The sequence below is a fragment of the Actinoplanes sichuanensis genome (assembly GCF_033097365.1).
In the GTDB taxonomy this organism is placed as follows: domain Bacteria; phylum Actinomycetota; class Actinomycetes; order Mycobacteriales; family Micromonosporaceae; genus Actinoplanes; species Actinoplanes sichuanensis.
Genome location: NZ_AP028461.1, coordinates 4,281,318 through 4,297,274 on the forward strand (window position 1 = coordinate 4,281,318; position 15,957 = coordinate 4,297,274).

General features: G+C 67.5%; 12 protein-coding genes and 1 pseudogene. 11 read left to right on the plus strand and 2 right to left on the minus strand.

Annotated features, from left to right (window positions below; all coding sequences use genetic code 11):
- Positions 1-2 precede the first annotated feature (2 nt).
- Positions 3-1,856, plus strand: coding sequence for a ricin-type beta-trefoil lectin domain protein (locus tag Q0Z83_RS19725; protein WP_317795421.1), 1,854 nt, complete (start codon positions 3-5; stop codon positions 1,854-1,856).
- A gap of 96 nt (positions 1,857-1,952) precedes the next feature.
- A pseudogene (locus Q0Z83_RS56075) lies at positions 1,953-2,714 on the plus strand (transposase); the annotation flags it as partial.
- Positions 2,715-3,303: 589 nt separating this feature from the next.
- Here Q0Z83_RS56075 and Q0Z83_RS19740 read toward each other — a convergent pair.
- Positions 3,304-4,281, minus strand: a complete 978-nt coding sequence (locus tag Q0Z83_RS19740; RefSeq protein WP_317795423.1) for a quinone oxidoreductase family protein — start codon at positions 4,279-4,281, stop codon at positions 3,304-3,306.
- Positions 4,282-4,451: 170 nt separating this feature from the next.
- Between Q0Z83_RS19740 and Q0Z83_RS19745 the strand changes: the two genes are divergently transcribed.
- The 5 genes from Q0Z83_RS19745 (at position 4,452) to Q0Z83_RS19765 (ending at position 9,473) form a co-directional block, all read left to right on the plus strand.
- On the plus strand, positions 4,452-4,937 hold the full coding sequence (locus Q0Z83_RS19745) for a MarR family winged helix-turn-helix transcriptional regulator (protein WP_317795424.1): 486 nt from the start codon (positions 4,452-4,454) through the stop codon (positions 4,935-4,937).
- A gap of 78 nt (positions 4,938-5,015) precedes the next feature.
- Entirely contained in the window at positions 5,016-5,483 is a 468-nt protein-coding gene (locus Q0Z83_RS19750) for a MarR family winged helix-turn-helix transcriptional regulator (RefSeq protein WP_317795425.1), read from the plus strand.
- Between the two features lie 37 nt (positions 5,484-5,520).
- On the plus strand, positions 5,521-7,254 hold the full coding sequence (locus Q0Z83_RS19755; protein WP_317795426.1) for an ABC transporter ATP-binding protein: 1,734 nt from the start codon (positions 5,521-5,523) through the stop codon (positions 7,252-7,254).
- A complete protein-coding gene (locus Q0Z83_RS19760; RefSeq protein ID WP_378078433.1) occupies positions 7,241-9,217 on the plus strand; it encodes an ABC transporter ATP-binding protein in 1,977 nt (658 codons plus the stop codon). The genes Q0Z83_RS19755 and Q0Z83_RS19760 overlap by 14 nt, the downstream gene beginning before the upstream one ends.
- A gap of 16 nt (positions 9,218-9,233) precedes the next feature.
- Positions 9,234-9,473, plus strand: a complete 240-nt coding sequence (locus Q0Z83_RS19765) for a hypothetical protein (RefSeq protein ID WP_317795427.1) — start codon at positions 9,234-9,236, stop codon at positions 9,471-9,473.
- Positions 9,474-9,495: 22 nt separating this feature from the next.
- On the opposite strand, the gene Q0Z83_RS19770 is transcribed toward Q0Z83_RS19765, so the two are convergent.
- Positions 9,496-9,831 (minus strand): transposase family protein, encoded by a 336-nt coding sequence (locus tag Q0Z83_RS19770; protein WP_317795428.1) that lies wholly within the window; start codon positions 9,829-9,831, stop codon positions 9,496-9,498.
- 449 nt (positions 9,832-10,280) lie between these two features.
- On the opposite strand from Q0Z83_RS19770, the gene Q0Z83_RS19775 reads away from it, so the two are divergent.
- From Q0Z83_RS19775 to Q0Z83_RS19790, 4 genes are all read left to right on the plus strand, one after another.
- Positions 10,281-13,823: an NB-ARC domain-containing protein gene (locus Q0Z83_RS19775; protein WP_317795429.1), complete on the plus strand. Its 3,543-nt coding sequence runs from the start codon at positions 10,281-10,283 to the stop codon at positions 13,821-13,823.
- Between the two features lie 628 nt (positions 13,824-14,451).
- Complete coding sequence (locus Q0Z83_RS19780; RefSeq protein ID WP_317795430.1) at positions 14,452-15,216, plus strand: SGNH/GDSL hydrolase family protein; 765 nt, start codon at positions 14,452-14,454, stop codon at positions 15,214-15,216.
- Positions 15,217-15,252: 36 nt separating this feature from the next.
- Positions 15,253-15,690, plus strand: a complete 438-nt coding sequence (locus Q0Z83_RS19785; protein ID WP_317795431.1) for a phosphotransferase family protein — start codon at positions 15,253-15,255, stop codon at positions 15,688-15,690.
- Positions 15,687-15,899, plus strand: a complete 213-nt coding sequence (locus Q0Z83_RS19790) for a helix-turn-helix transcriptional regulator (protein WP_317795432.1) — start codon at positions 15,687-15,689, stop codon at positions 15,897-15,899. The genes Q0Z83_RS19785 and Q0Z83_RS19790 overlap by 4 nt, the downstream gene beginning before the upstream one ends.
- The last annotated feature ends 58 nt before the right edge of the window (positions 15,900-15,957 follow it).

Consider the following 15,957-nt stretch of genomic DNA (forward strand, 5'->3'; position numbering starts at 1 on the left):
CGATGCTCTGCGCCGTCATGGCGGTAATAGGCCTCCTCGCCGGCCCGGCCGGCACGGCGCGAGCCGGCGAACCAGCCGACTATCCCGAGTACCCGTACTCACCGACCGACTACAACGAACCATTCCGCGGCCAGTTCCACTTCAGCTCCCAAAGCGGCTGGATGAACGACGTGAACGCGCCGCTGTACTACCGCGGCACCTACCACCTGTTCTATCAGCACAACCCACACGGCCTGAACTGGGACACCATGCACTGGGGCCATGCGACGAGTCCCGACCTGGTGCACTGGACCCAGCAGCCGATCGCCCTCGAGCCGGGCGTCCACAACGCCACACTGTTCTCCGGCGGCGGCTGGGTCGATACCGGCAACGTGACCGGCCTGAAGAACGGCGACCACGACCCGATCCTGCTGTTCACCAACACCAATGGTGTATCCATCGCGTACAGCACGGACGGCGGCAACCGCTTCCAGATGTACGACAGCGGAGCAAAGGTCATCTCCACGCCGTACGAGAGTCGTGACCCGAAGGTCTTCTGGGACGCGGCCCGTAACCGCTTCGGCATGGTCTTCTGGGGTGATGAGGGTGGCAACACCCTGAAGTTCTTCAGCTCGACGAACCTGCTGTCGTGGACATACCGCGGCGAGTACCGCGCCGGCTGGGCCTTCGAATGCCCGGACCTCTATCTGCTGCCGGTGGATGGCGACACCGGCAATCAGAAGTGGGTTCTGAACGACGCTCAAGGCGAGTACGTGGTCGGCACGCTAAACGACAGTGGCGTGTTCGTGCCGGACCCGGCGTTCCCGGTTCCGCAGCGCCTGGATGAGGGCCGCGGCGGCTTCGACGGATCATTCTATGCCGGTCTCACCTTCACGAACCTTCCCACAAACCGTGTCGTGCAGATGTTCTGGCAGCCCGGCAACCACGGCTCCACTTGGACCGGCAACGCCTCGTTTCCCGCGCGGTTGTACCTGCGCACCTTCCCGGAAGGCCTGCGGGTCACCCGGCTGCCGGTCAGCGAGATCGCCACAATCCGTCAGCCCGCTCAAACCTGGGGGCCACGGACGATCACGACAAGTGACAGCACAGACCCGCTGAACGGCATCACCGCAGACACCTATGAGCTCATCTCGGAATGGGATCTCACCGGAGCGACGGCGTCGGAGTTCGGGTTCCGACTCCACCAGCGCCCGGACGGCACCAGCGACCGGACCATCGCCTACAACCGCGGTCTCCAACAGATGGAATGGAAACCGCTCACACCGATCAACAACCGGATCAAGATGCGAGTGCTGGTCGACCGTGGTCAGGTCGAGGCATTCGGCAACGACGGCAGACTGTCCTACACCGAGAACACCGACTTCAACTCGGCTCCGGACAGCCTGGGCATCTCCGCCTACGCCGCCGGCGGCAACGTCCGATTGCTGTCGCTGACCTTCCACCGCCTCAACAAGACCTGGACCCCCGCAGCCGGCGGAACAGGCGAGATGCGCTGGAACGGGACGAACAAATGCATGGACATGGACCCGACGGGCACCAACGGCGCTGCTGTTCGGATCTGGGACTGCTGGAACGGACCTAACCAGCAGTGGCGACACAATGTGAATGGTGCTCTCAGCATCGGTGGAATGTGCCTCGATCAGCCGAGCGAGACCATCGGCAACGGCGCTCAACTTCAGGTGTGGGGTTGCAACGGCTCGCCCCAGCAACGCTGGACCCGCGTCGGGAGCAGCTATCGCAACGAGTGGTCCGGCCGGTGCATGGATCTCGCAAACGGAGACACCGCCAACGGCCGCCGACTGCAGGTGTGGGACTGCGTCGGAGGTTCACATCAGTCGTGGGGTTATCCCATCTGACGAGACCGGTACGGCAGTCGCCGTTCGTGAGGTGGCCTCGGGTCCCGGTGGACACGACATTCAACCTTGCGGGGGCCGAGAGCCACGGCGTAGTGCCTGCCCAGTGACGACGAACCATCGACCTGGTCATCGACTCGTTCGGCGGCCGGCTTCGTCACCGGACTGCTCAGCGACTTGGCGGTCAAGACCTGCCGGCAGGTCGCTGAACAGGCTGGACATGCCCGGCCGGATGCGATGCAACGGTTGCTCTACCGGAGCGAAGTGGGACGCCGACGCAGTACGTGACGACGTGCGGCAGGTCGTCGTGGACCGGCTTGGCGACCCGACGGTGTGCTGGTCGTCGACGAGACGGGTGAACTGAAGTAGGGCCTGCATTCGGTCGGTGTGCAATGCCAGTACACCGGCACCGCCGGGCGGATCGAGAACACCCAGGTCGGTGGGCGCAGGCCGGGATCCCGGACGACGTCGTGTACGCCACCCGGTCCGCGTCGGCCGTCGACATGATCACCGCTGCGGTGAAGACCCTGGTCCCGGACCGGCGGGTGGCTGCGGGCGAGGCTTACGGCACCAACAGTCGGCTCCGTGGTGAGCTACGCAGACTCCGCATCGCCTATGTCTTGGCGGTCTTCTGCGATCATCTCGTCCCGGTCGACGGAGGTGAGATCCGCTGCCGCGCTGACCGGCCGGCCGCTGGTCTTCCGGCCACGGCGTGGACCCGGCGCAGTGCCTGCGACGGTTCGAAAGGGCCACGATTCTACGATTCGGGACTGGCCGGCCGACGTCGGCGCCGACGGTGACCCGGACGACGACGGCCGGCACAGTCTGCTGATCCGTAGCAACCGTACGATCGGTGAGCTGCGCACCGCGGTGGTCGACTTCGTCCGCGGCCTGGACCTGCACGAGGTCACCCCGTCCGGCGAATCCCTCGGCGGCGCCCTGTCCCTCACCGCCTCCATCGATCTCAAAGACCGGGTCACCCGCGTCGTGGCATTCAACAGCTACGACTACCCCCGAGGCGGCGCACTGGGAAACCTGATCGCCCGGCTGATCATCAACAGCATCCTGGTGCCCATGCTGGGCCGCCCCGTCTTCGCCCTCGAAAGGCCCCGACACCATGGCCCGGATCCTGCTCGACGCAGCCGCACGCTGACCACAACGATCGCCGGCCGGTGGCGACCCAGTTGCCGAGCCCGATGTTCTTGGCGTTGAGCTGAGTCAGGATGACTCCGCCGTCGGCGGAGAACTGGGAGAGGCCGGTGACGGGGGTGCCGTCGTTGTCCAGCTCGGTGGTCCAGGTGCCGACCAGCCGGTCCTGCAGGGGCCGGCGCTCCGGTGCTTGGCTCATGTCACGTCTCCTGTCTCGCGGATGCCGTGTCACTGTGCGATCCGGTTCTGGAGGGCCGCTCGAAGCGGCCTGTAGATGGGCAGCGGCGCGCCGGCCGGCCGGTCAGGGAACGAGGACGATCTTGCCGAGCTGGGTGCGGGCCTCCATCAGCTCGTGCGACTTGACGGCCTCGTCGAGCGGGAGCCGGGCATGCACCACCGGTTTGACCTTCCCCGAGGTGATCATGTCGATCAGGTCACGCTGACCGGCGGCGATCGCCTCGGGACGGTTGTACATCATGGCGTAGAGCGCGAACCCGGCGACCGTCTTCATCCGGGTCAGCGCGAGCGGGTGGATCGGCTCGACGGCGCCGCTGGCGGAGCCGTAGAAGACGAGCCGTCCGAACTGGGCGGTGAGCTGCACGCTCTTGGTGAGGATGTCGCCGCCGACGGTCTCCAGGACGACGTCGGCGCCGCGGCCGTCGGTGGCGGCGCGGACCTGCTCGTCCCAGTCCGCGTCGGTGTAGTTGATCGTGACGTCGGCGCCGAGCTCCCGGGCGAAGTCGAGTTTCGCCTGGGTGCTGGCGGTGGCGATGACCTTGCCGGCGCCCATCGCCTTGGCGATCTGCACGGCCAGGTGGCCGACGCCGCCGGATGCCGCGTCGATCAGGATGGTCTCGCCCGGCTTGAGCTGTCCGGATTCCTTGATCGCGTGGTAAGCGGTCTGGGCCGGGCTGGGCAGCAGGGTGGCCTCGGCGGCGTCCAGGCCGGCCGGAATGGCGATGAGCCAGGAGGCGTCGGCGAGCACGTAGTCGGCGTAGGCGCCCTCGTGGACGTCGGTGACCACCCGGTCGCCGACGCTGACGCCGGTGACGCCCTCGCCGAGGGCCTCGACGGTGCCGGCGACGTCGCCGCCGGGTGAGCCGGGCAGGTTGGCGTGGCCGCCGATCCGGATCCCCTGCCGGCGCTGGACCTCGGCGAAGGTGACGCCGATCGCCTCGGCGCGGATCAGCACCTGTCCCGGTCCGGGACGCGGGTTCTCCGCCTCCTCGACCCGCAGGACCGACGGTTCGCCGTGCTCGTAGTAGCGGACGATGCGCATGGTGGTTCTCCCTCGTGGTGGTGCGGTGGAGTGCTAAAAACGTATGCATTACATCATGCATGTGTTGGTGACACTACATGCACCCGGAAGAGCGTCCGGACCGTAGGCCCGGATCCGGTCCGCCGGTCCTCGTGTGATCACCGGCTCGGAGGAAGGCGATAATGCTCCCCATGGAAACCTCAGCTGAGCAGCCGATGCGGCCCTCGGATCTGCTCGACGCCGTTGGGCCGGCGTTCTCCCGGCTGCGGCGGGCTGCGGCGCTGAACGTCGAGCGGCCGGTGTCCCGCAAGGACCTGACCCGGACCCTGGTGCTCAACATCGTCGCCGAGGGGCCGGGCCCGGACGGCCGGGAGATCACCGTCGGCGTCGTGGGCGAGCGCCTGGCGGTCGACCCGTCGGTGGCCAGCCGGATGGTCTCCGACTGCATCACCGCAGGCCACCTGGCCCGGGCGGCGTCACAGGAGGACGGCCGGCGCACCATTCTGGAGCTCACCACCAAGGGCGAGGAGACGCTGGCCCTGTTCCGACGGCATCAGCGGTCGGCCTTCGAACGGATCACCGCCGACTGGACCGAGTCGGAGCGACTGGAGTTCGCCCGCCTGCTGATCAAGTACGTGGACAGCGTCGCCGCGCTGCAGCCCTCGACCGAGGCGTAAGGGCCCGCGAGCCGCCACGAAAGTGGCCACCGGAGAACCGGCTTGACGAAATTTACTTCGGAGCCTAACAATCAGGCCATGAACAATTCTGACCGTGAGCCCACAGCGGATCAGTCGGTCAGCCAGCTGTTCGCCGCCGCTGCCCGGTTGTCCGGCAGCATGTGGGTCCGGTTACTCAACGAACGCCTCGGCATCGGATGGACGGCGTACACCGTCCTCACCCACCTCGAGACCCGCGACGGTCAGACCGCCAAGGAGATCGCCACCGCCTCGGCGGTCACCCCGTCGACCCTGACCGGCGTGGTGGACACCCTGGAGCGAGACGGCCTCATCGAGCGCCGCCGCTCCGACACCGACCGCAGAGTCATCCGCCTGCATCTGACCGATGCCGGCCGTCAGCGCGTGGCGGTTTCCGCCGACAAACTCAACGCGGAGTTCGACGCTCTCTTCGACCACGTCGACCCCGCCGACGAACCGGCGATCCGCCGCTTCCTCCTGGCTGCCATCACCCGCTTCGCCGGGGAACTGGGCATCCCGGGCGCCTGACCCGGCGCCGGCAGCCACTTCCACTTGGAGTCATCACATGTTGATGCGACTTCTTCGCATCCACCTGCCCCCGTACCGCAACATCATCGGCGTCATCCTTGCGCTGCAACTCGTCCAGACAGGGGCGACCCTCTATCTTCCGACCCTCAACGCCGACATCGTCGACCACGGCATCGTTCGCGGCGACACCGGCGCCGTCCTGCGCCTCGGCGCACTGATGCTCGCCGTGTCCGCCCTGCAGATCGGCTGCGCCCTGATCGTCGTCTACCTCGGCGCGCGGGTCGCCATGTTCGCCGGCCGCGACATCCGGGCCGCGGTCTTCGACCGGGTGCAGACGTTCTCGGCCCGCGAGATGGGCGAGTTCGGCGCGCCGTCACTGATCACCCGCACCACCAACGACGTCCAGCAGGTCCAGACCCTGGTGCTGATGGCGCTGACCCTGATCGTGGTGGCCCCGATCACCTGCCTCGGCGGGATCGTGCTGGCCGCCCGCCAAGACGTGCCGAGCTCGCTGATCCTGGTGGTCGCGCTGCCGCTGCTGGGCGCGGGCGTCGCGTTCATCCTCAGGCGGCTGAACCCGCAGTTCCAGCTGATGCAGACCCGCAACGACCGGATCAACAGGCTGCTGCGCGAGCACATCACCGGCGTCCGGGTGGTCCGCGCGTTCGTCCGCGACAAGCGCGAGCACGAGCGGTTCGCCCAGGTCAACGACGAGATCTCGGACGTCTTCCTGCGGGTGGGCCGGCTGATGGCGCTGATGTACCCGACCGTGCTGATCGTGATGAACGTGTCCTCGGTGGCCGTGCTGTGGATCGGCGCGCACCGGATCGCCGACGGAGCCATGAACGTCGGCTCGCTGACCGCGTTCCTGACCTATCTGGTGCAGATCCTGATGGCGGTGATGACCGCCACGTTCATGCTGATGTCGGTCCCCCGCGGGGTGGTCTGCGCGGGCCGGATCCTGGAGGTCCTGGACACCCGCTCCAGTGTGGAGTTCCGCGCCGACGCGATCCGTCTCCCGATCGCCCGCGGGCATCTTCAGCTGGCCGGCGCCGAGTTCCGCTATCCGGCCGCCGAACAGCCGGTCCTCAGCGACATCGACTTCGAGGCGCGGCCCGGCGAGGTCACCGCGGTCATCGGCAGCACCGGCAGCGGCAAGACCACACTGCTGAACCTCATCCCGCGCCTGGTCGACACCACCGCCGGCAGCGTGCGCATCGACGGCGACGACGTCCGGCAGATGGCGCAGGCGATGCTGTCCCGAGCCGTCGGCCTGGTGCCGCAGAAGCCCTACCTGTTCTCCGGCACGATCGCCTCCAACCTGCGGTACGGCCGGCCGGACGCCACCGACGACGAGCTGTGGCACGCGCTCGGCGTCGCCCAGGCGCGCGGGTTCGTCGAGAACCTGCCCGCGGGCCTGGACGCGGAGGTCGCCCAGGGCGGCACCAACTTCTCCGGCGGGCAGCGACAGCGTCTCGCCATCGCCCGCACACTGGTCCAGCAGCCCCGTCTCTATCTGTTCGACGACTCGTTCTCGGCGCTCGACTACACCACCGACGCCGCCCTGCGCGGCGCCCTGGCCCAGGAGACCGCCGGCGCCACTGTCGTGATCGTCGCCCAGCGGGTGAACACGATCCGGGACGCCGACCGCATCTTCGTCCTCGAGGAGGGCCGGGTCGTCGGCGCCGGCAGTCACGACGAGCTCATGGACACCAGTCCCGTCTACCGGGAGATCGTCCACTCCCAGGTCACCGAAAGTGAGGCCGCCTGATGTCCGTATCGGACACGAAGGTGCGAACCGCGCGGCCACCCGGCCCCGGTCCCAGAACCACGGAGGGCGCGGCCGCAAGGCGAGGCCCGCCGACGACTTCGCCGGCACCGTCCGCCGCCTGCTCGGCCTGCTCCGCCCCGACCGCACGTTCCTCGCCGCCTCGCTGGCCGTCTGCCTCATCAGCGTGGTGCTGTCGGTGGTCGGGCCGAAGATCCTCGGGCACGCCACCGACCTGATCTTCGCCGGGATCGTCACCGCGAGCCTGCCGGCCGGCACCAGCGCCGAAGGCGTCCAGCAGCTACGCGACCAGGGGCATCAGGCCCAGGCCGACGCGATCGCGCGCGTGCAGGCCGTACCCGGGGAAGGAATCGATTTTCATCGTCTGACCCTGGTCCTGTTGCTGGCGCTGGCGGTCTATCTGATCGCGGCGCTGCTGATCTTCGCGCAGGGCCGGTTCTCCGCGGTGGTGGTGCAGCGCTCGACGCACCGGCTGCGCGAGCGCGCCGAGGCGAAGCTGTCACGGCTCCCGCTCGGCTACTTCGACCGTCAACCGCACGGTGACCTGCTCAGCCGGGTGACCAACGACGTCGACAACGTCAGCCAGTCGCTGCAGCAGACCCTCAGCCAGATCGTCAACTCGGTGCTGACCGTGATCGCCGTGCTGACCGCGATGATCATCGTGTCGCCACTACTGGCGATGATCGCGGTGATCACCGTGCCGGTCTCGGTCTATCTGGCCGCGCTGGTCGGCAAGCGGGCGCAGGCGCATTTCGGCAGGCAGTGGGCGATCACCGGACGCCTCAACGGCCACATCGAACAGATGTACACCGGTCACAACCTGGTGCGGATCTTCGGGCGCGAGCAGGAGTCCGCGGCCACCTTCCGGGCCCACAACGACGCCCTGACCTCGGCGGGGTTCCGGGCGCAGTTCGTGTCCGGGGCGATCCAGCCGATCATGCTGTTCATCGGCAACCTCAACTGCGTAGTGGTCGCGGTGGTCGGCGGGCTGCGCGTGCTCTCCGGCAGCCTGTCGATCGGCGACGTGCAGGCGTTCGTGCAGTACTCGCGTCAGTTCAGCGCCCCGCTCGCCCAGATGTCCAGCATGGCCAACGTGATCCAGTCCGAGGTGGCCTCCGCCGAGCGGGTCTTCGCGCTCCTCGACGAGCCCGAGGAGACCCCGGACCGAGGATCACAATCGGACACCCCGCCGCGGGTACGGGGAGAGGTCGCGTTCGAGCACGTGTCCTTCGGCTACTCCCCCGGCAGCCCGGTCGTCCAGGACCTGTCGCTGTCGGTGACACCCGGCCAGACCGTCGCGATCGTCGGCCCGACCGGCGCCGGCAAGACCACCCTGGTCAACCTGCTGATGCGCTTCTACGACGTCGACTCGGGGCGGATCACCCTGGACGGCGCGGACATCGCCGGTCTGCCCCGCGGGCACCTGCGCGCCCAGTTCGGCATGGTCCTGCAGGACACCTGGCTGTTCGACGGCACGATCACCGAGAACATCTCGTACGGCGCCGACGACCCGACCACCGAACAGGTGATCCGCGCGGCCCGGGCCACCCACGTCGACCGTTTCGTACGCACACTGCCGCAGGGTTACGACACGGTGCTCGGTGAGGACAGCGGCAACCTGAGCGCCGGGGAGCGGCAGCTGGTCACGATCGCCCGCGCGTTCCTGGCCGACCCGCCGATCCTGATCCTGGACGAGGCGACCAGCTCGGTCGACACCCGGACCGAGGTGCTGATCCAGGAGGCGATGCACTCGCTGCGCCGGGGCAGGACCAGTTTCGTGATCGCGCACCGGCTATCCACCATCCGCGAGGCCGACACCATCCTGGTGATGGACGCCGGGCGGATCGTCGAGCAGGGCTCACACCAGGACCTGCTCGACGCCGGCGGGCACCACGCGCGCCTCTACGCCGCTCAGTTCGTGGAGTCGATGTCCACTTTGGAGTAAGGGGTCAGGGCAGGCGGTGGCAGAACAGGCCGTCGGGCGTGGGCGTGAAGGTAGCCGGGTCTGCCGGCGGCGGTCCTGCGCGTGCATCGGGTGTGTCGTCGACTTCGACGGCCTGGGTCAGGGCGCCGTCCGGCAAGGTAGGACCGCCCTGATCACCGCGCCGCGGCGGCGGGAGTCGGCTCCGCCGTCGCCCGCTGCTGACGGCGCACAGGTCAACGCCAAGGAGTCCACGACCCTGTTCGAACTCCAAAAATGAGCCATTTCGCGCAAGGTCATGACTACTGACGGTAGCCATGCAGTGCTGTCGTGCTCGATGTGAAGGATGGCCGCGCGGCGGCAAGGATCTTGCCGATCCGCCAGGGGTTGAGGCTGACGTGGCGCAGCGCTTTGAAGGTCATCTTGAGGAGCGAGTTGCCGCGTTCGCCGATCGCTCGCAGACTGTTGTGGGCCTTGTTGAACTGCCGCTGGATGGGGTTGAGCTTGCCGTTCTTCGGTTTCTTGAACGCGACAGTGATGGTGGTGGACTCGCCTTCGTAGCCCAGGTCGCCGAGGGTACGCAGGATATCGGCGTGGGTGCTGACGGCGGTGGTGTCGTATTCGCGGCCGGGCCGCACGTCGGAGGTCCAGATCGGCCAGCCCCTCGGGCACCGTGACGACCTGGACGTTGCCGCCGTGGTTGTCGTGTTTGCCGGGCGCCCGCATGGCTGCCGATCAGGCATCACACGACACGACCACGCCCTCGCCGCTTGACGAAAACCATAGGGACACCCGGCCTGGGTTCCGCAGAGGGTGTTCGTGGACAACCTGAAGCCCCTCAAGGGGTAGTCGTCGGTGGAGCTGCTGCACTTCCAGTCTTGGGCCCACCGATATTGACGATGTGGTGTTGTGTGAGTGCCGGTGCGAGCAGACCGTTTCCGGTGGGAAACCGCACTGGGAAGTGGCGGTTCCCAGTGGGGACACCCCGCCGCCGCCCCTCACCGATCAACCGTGTCTGATCACCCGGCCGAGCCGGCACGGCAGCACTCGATCCCTCAACGCAACAGCGCCTCGGTGGATGCGCCCGATGGCAAGGGCCGTCCATGATGGGCCGCATGCGACGTCGGGGATCCGGCTCTGGTGGGCCGCAGCCGCAGGAACAGCGGCACTCGCCGCGTGGGGCCTGTACCTACTGGTGACATTCCTGATGCGTCAGACGCTCGACAATGCCGACAAGGTGGCTAGCGTACTTGCGGCTGGATTCGGGTATCTGACTCTCACAGGCTCGGTGATTCTGTGGTTTGTCCGCCAGGCGAATGCACCCGCCGGCAGCGGCGGCGCTGCCGAGGAGGGAACGGGCCGAGCATCCGCACAACGTGGGCAGCCTCGTCCGGCCGGTCGGGTGTGGATGGTTCGCGCGCTGGAGTCGCGACTGATCCCGCGGGTCGATCTGACCTGCCGGGCGGTCGACCGGCTGACACAAGCCGGGACCACTGCCAAAGTGGTCGGCCTGGCCGGCACAGGAGGTTTCGGCAAGACCACGCTCGCCCTGCAGATCTGTCACGAGCCGTCGCTCAGCGAATGCTTTCCGGGCGGCGTGTTGTGGGCCGAGTTGGGCGAGGACGTCACCGGGCCCGCGCTCGCGGTTAAGATCAACGGCCTGTGCCGCCTGCTCGGGGACGACCGCGCCGCCTTCGATGATCCCTATCAGGCCGGCTACCGGCTCGGCGAGCTGCTGGATGAACGCGAGTCGATCCTACTGGTCATCGACGACGTCTGGTGGCGCGATCAGCTCAGACCGTTCCTTTACGGCGGCGCCGAGTGCGCCCGCCTGGTGACCACGCGCAGGCCCAGCGCTCTGCCGACCGACGCGGCTCTCGTGGTGGTGGACGAGATGGCACTCGTGGAGGCGGTAGCGGTCCTCACCTACGGTGACCTGCGGCTTGCCGATGACGCCCGGGACTGGCTCGTCGAACTCACCGGCCGTTGGCCGCTCCTGCTGGCGATCATCAACGGTGTTCTCCAGAAAGCGCCACCCGGGGCCTTGGATCGGTTCGGGCAGGACCTCGTCGCCCGGCTGGCCACCGATGGCCCTGCCACATTCGACACGACCGATCCCGGCGCTCGCGACCGAGCCGTCGGCGCCACCATCGAAGCCGGCCTCGTGCGACTCCCGGATCGAGCCCGCGCCCGGTACCTGGATCTCGGAGTCTTCGCCGAGGACGTGGACATCCCGTACGACGTGCTGGCTCTGCTCTGGAACGTGAGCCGCTGGGAGGCGGCTCGTACCTGTACGGAGTTCGAGAGTCTCTCGCTGGTCCAGGCACACGACCCGGCACGCGGCACCGTCCGGCAGCACGACGTCCTGCGCGCCTACACACGCTCAGCCGCACCCACCACAAGTACCTCCGCCCGGCTGCTCGACCAAGCCCGCTCGTTGATCACCGACCCCAGCGCATGGTGGGACCTACCCGCATCCGACGATTACCTGTGGGAGCACCTGTCTTACCACATGGTCGAGGCTGGACGGACAGTTGAACTCAACGCGCTGGTCACCGATCTGCGATGGGTCGAGGCCCGAATCGGGCACGGCGGTGTCGCCGGTGTCGAGGCCGACCTGGAACGAGCCGACAGTCCCGAAGCCACCGCGGTACGGCGCAGGCTCGGCCAGATCAGCCATCTACTGGTACCCGTTCCGGCGCCGGTGCCCCTCACCGACACACTGCTGTGCGCGCTCGAAGATGTCGCCGACGTCGACGCGGTCGTCAATGCACGCCGCCGCAACGACGGACCCCGGCCACTTCTGAAGGCCCGATGGCCACTCCCCGACCGCGATCCGACGCTGGTACGGGCGATGCATCACGGCACGCCGTTGCTCACCTGCGCCTTCCCGCCGGCCGCGGATCGTGTGGTCTCGGCCGGCACCGATGCGACGGTCCGCATCTGGGACGTCCGGACCGGAATCACGCTCACTGTTCTCGACGGCCACACGGGCAACGTCACCGACTGCTCGTTCTTCCCAGATGGCTCAAAGTTGATCACCTCAAGCGCCGACGGCACCGCACGCATCTGGGACCTGGACAGCGGTGTCACCGAGGCGGTACTCACCGGGCACACCGGACCGGTGTTCGGCTGCGCGGTCGCCCCGGATGGCGGATGGATGTTGACGGCTGGCGACGACACCACGGTGCGGCGCTGGGACCCGTCAGGACGCTTGCTCACCCGATTCGGTGGTCACACCGGACCGGTCTTCGCCTGTGCCGTGGCCGCCGACGGCACTTGGTTCGTGACGGGTTCCGACGATCACACTGTCCGTATCTGGTCAGTCGGCGAGTCTCAGGCGCGGTACGTCCTCGAGGGGCACGCCGATGCCGTCAACGCCTGTGCGATCGCCCCGGACGGCCGTTGGCTGGTGTCCGCTGGCGCAGACGGTACGGCACGGGTCTGGGACGCGGAGTCCGGAAAGTCCCGGGCCGTCCTGAGGGGACACAGTAGCGGGGTAGCTGGCTGCGCCGTCCTGTCGGACGGCTCAGCGGTGATCACCAGCGGTGACGACGGCACGGCTCGCATGTGGGAGACAACCGACTGGCGGTTGGTGGCGGTGCTGGAACGCCGCGCCACCGGAGTCTCAGATTGCGCCACTGCCGGAGTCGGACGTCTGGTCGCCACGGCGACCTACGAGTACGGCACGATCCGCATCTGGGATGCGGATGATGCTTTGAGATGGGGAACGGGTGTCCCCGCTGCGCAGGCCGCGACCGCGTATCAATCTGCGTTCGACGTCAACCCAATCCATGCCTGCGCCCTGTCGCCTGACGGAAGCATGATCCTCGCCGCATACCACAATCAGGTCGCGAAGATCTGGAACGCGAGTGCAGGTACGCTCCGGCTGGTCGCCAATGAGCACCGCGAACCGTTGACGGACTGCACGTTCACGCCGGACGGCGCCCGGTTCGTCACCGCTACCCGTGACGGCACGGTCAACATCTTCGACACCCACACCGGCGAGGTCGTCGATACGCCGGCACACGGACATTCCTCGGTGTCCGCTTGCACGGTCGCACCCGACGGGGTGCGACTCGTCATCGGCGCGGCCGACGGCACCGTCACGGTATGGGACCTCGACCTCGGCCAATCCCGTGCCGAACTCGTCGGCCACGAAGACCGGATCATGTGCGCTGCTGTCACCCCTGATAATGCGCTGATCATCACGGCATCCCGAGACGGAACGGCCAGGGTATGGGATTCGACCACCGGCAGTTGCACGACGACGTTTCGCGGGCACGTCGGCGAGGTGACGTCCTGCGCGGTCGCTCCGGACGGACGCTGGGTGGCGACCACGGGCAAGGATGGCACCGCACGCATCTGGGACCCGCATTCAGGTAAAGAGTGCCACACCTTGCGCGGGCACGACGGCTCGGTTACCGCCAGTGCGGTCGCATCTGACGGAGCGTGGCTGGTGACGGTGGGCGTCGATGGCCTGCTGTGCGTCTGGGCGTCGGCCGATGGGCGTGCAGTGGCGGCGCTCCGGGTCGACGAATCGCTGAACGACGTCTGCTGCCTGCCCGACGGCAGCAGCGTGTTCGCGGCCGCTGACCGCGGCATCTACCTCTTCTCCTACGAGCCGTGAGATCCACGTGGACTCTCAAGGAGAGAGAGGAGTGGGGCCATGGGAGCAGACATAATGAAGTTGTCCGACACCGTTGAGCTGTACAAACGTGCTCTTCGGCGCTGTTCGTGGACCTCCTCTGTGTGAACGTAGTCCGATCGTGCTGCTGACCAGTAGAAACATAGATTTGCACTGCTCAGCCGCGGGCGCCCGACGCTGCTGAACGCCGTCCGGCGTTGTTCGCCGCTGCTGATGTCAACCCCGTTCGCTCCCCGCCCGATCGTAGGTTTTGGGAGCAGCGCCGCACCGCTCACCCGAACAGCCCGATTTCATCGCGGCGGTGCTCCCCACCATCGTTGAGAATGGCCAATGAACAGTGCAAACAACATGGCGGGCGCCGAGCGGGCTGCTCCCTACACCGCCGACATCTCAGCCGACCCCAGCGACTTGGTCAGGTGAGCGCCGTGCTCCCCACGCCCTTCCATCAGTTGGAGCCGCCGCCGGACGCTGTGCGAACCACCCGTACCTGGTCCTCAGTAATTGGATTCACCGGGCCGAACCACACGGTGTCCCTGCTCGGCCCGGCAAACGGCCAATGGTGGGCGACAATGGCGTTCATGAGTGGACTCCATGGACACCAGGAGTGCAGGTGACGCCGGGACGGCCGGTGCGGGTGGTCTGTGTCGGGGACAGCAACACTCGCGGCCAGGCCGCCGTCGACTATGTCGAGTTGCTGCGCCGGCGGTTTCGTTCCCGCCCATTCGAGTTCGTCAATCGTGGCGTCAACTTCGACCTCGCCGCGAACGTGCTGGCCCGCCTGGACCGGGTGATCGCCGACGAGCCGGACATCGTCACCATCCTGATCGGCACCAACGACGCCAACGCCACGCTCAGCGACGAAAACCGCCGGGTCATCACTATGGCCAAGCGGCCGGCCCGGCTGACGATCGACGGTTACCGGGAGGACCTCCTCGGCATCGTCCAGCGGCTGAAGCAGCACACCCGAGCCCGGATCGGCCTGCTGTCGCTGCCGGCGCTCGGCGAGGAACCGGACTCCCCGGCGAACCGGCGCGCGGCTGAGTACAGCGCCGTCGTCGAGGAGGTCGCTGCCGCGGCCGGTGCCGCTTACCTGCCGTTGCACGAACGTCAGGTAGCGCACCTCCGCTCCCTTCCCGGGCCGCCCGGCACCGCCTATCGGTCCGGCTACTTTCTCGCGTCCACCGCCTCCCTCCAGCATTTCCTGCTCCGGCGCAGCCTTGACGCCATCGCCGCTCGCCGGGGCCTCTCCCTGACCACCGACACGCTCCACCAGAACAGCCGAGGCGCGGGCATGATCGCCGACCTCATTGAAGAGTTCGCCGACCGGACGGCCGGGGAGGTACCGCCCGGCGAGGAGTTCAGCGATGCGGAGTAGTCGAGCCGTGATGCACGAGTCCGCCGGCCAGAAGACGTGAAGAGTGCGGCTTGCTGCCGCCATTCCTCGTCACCGGGCTGCGGCGGCACCTCGACACCCATCATCCCCCCGCCACGCAGAGCCGAGATCACCGCTCACGTTCTGGAACTGACTCAGCTAGGACCGCTGTCCGCGGTGCCCTGCCACCTGGATTTCACCGTCAGAAACCTGATCGCCCAGCCGAATGGCGACCTGGCGATCATCGACTTCGAGCACTCCCGACGCGACCCCGCGACACGCGACCTCGTCCGGCTCGCCACCCGCACGTGGCCGCCTCGCCCAGATCTCGAAGAGGCGTTCCTGTATGGGTACGGCCCGCTGAGCGACCTCGATCGTCAGATCATCGAGCACTCCGCCCACCTCGACGCGTTGACCGCCATCGCGAGGCCGTACATGACTGCGCTGACGCTGGGACAGATGTCTGGCCGGACATGACCGAACAGCAGCGGCTGATGGGCGTTAAAGAGATCCAGCAGCGTTTACATCTATCCCGTCAGCGCATCCAGCAGTTGGCCGAGCAACCCGACTTTCCCGCACCCTGCGACGCGTTGGCTATGGGCCGGGTCTGGCTCGCCCGAGACATCGAGGCCTGGATCAGGATATACCGACCCGAACAAGCCGGCATGAGGGAGCCCGGACGATAAAGATCGATGGCCATGTGCGCTATTAGGGCCAGCCACTGGCGGTGACCAGCGGTGCCAC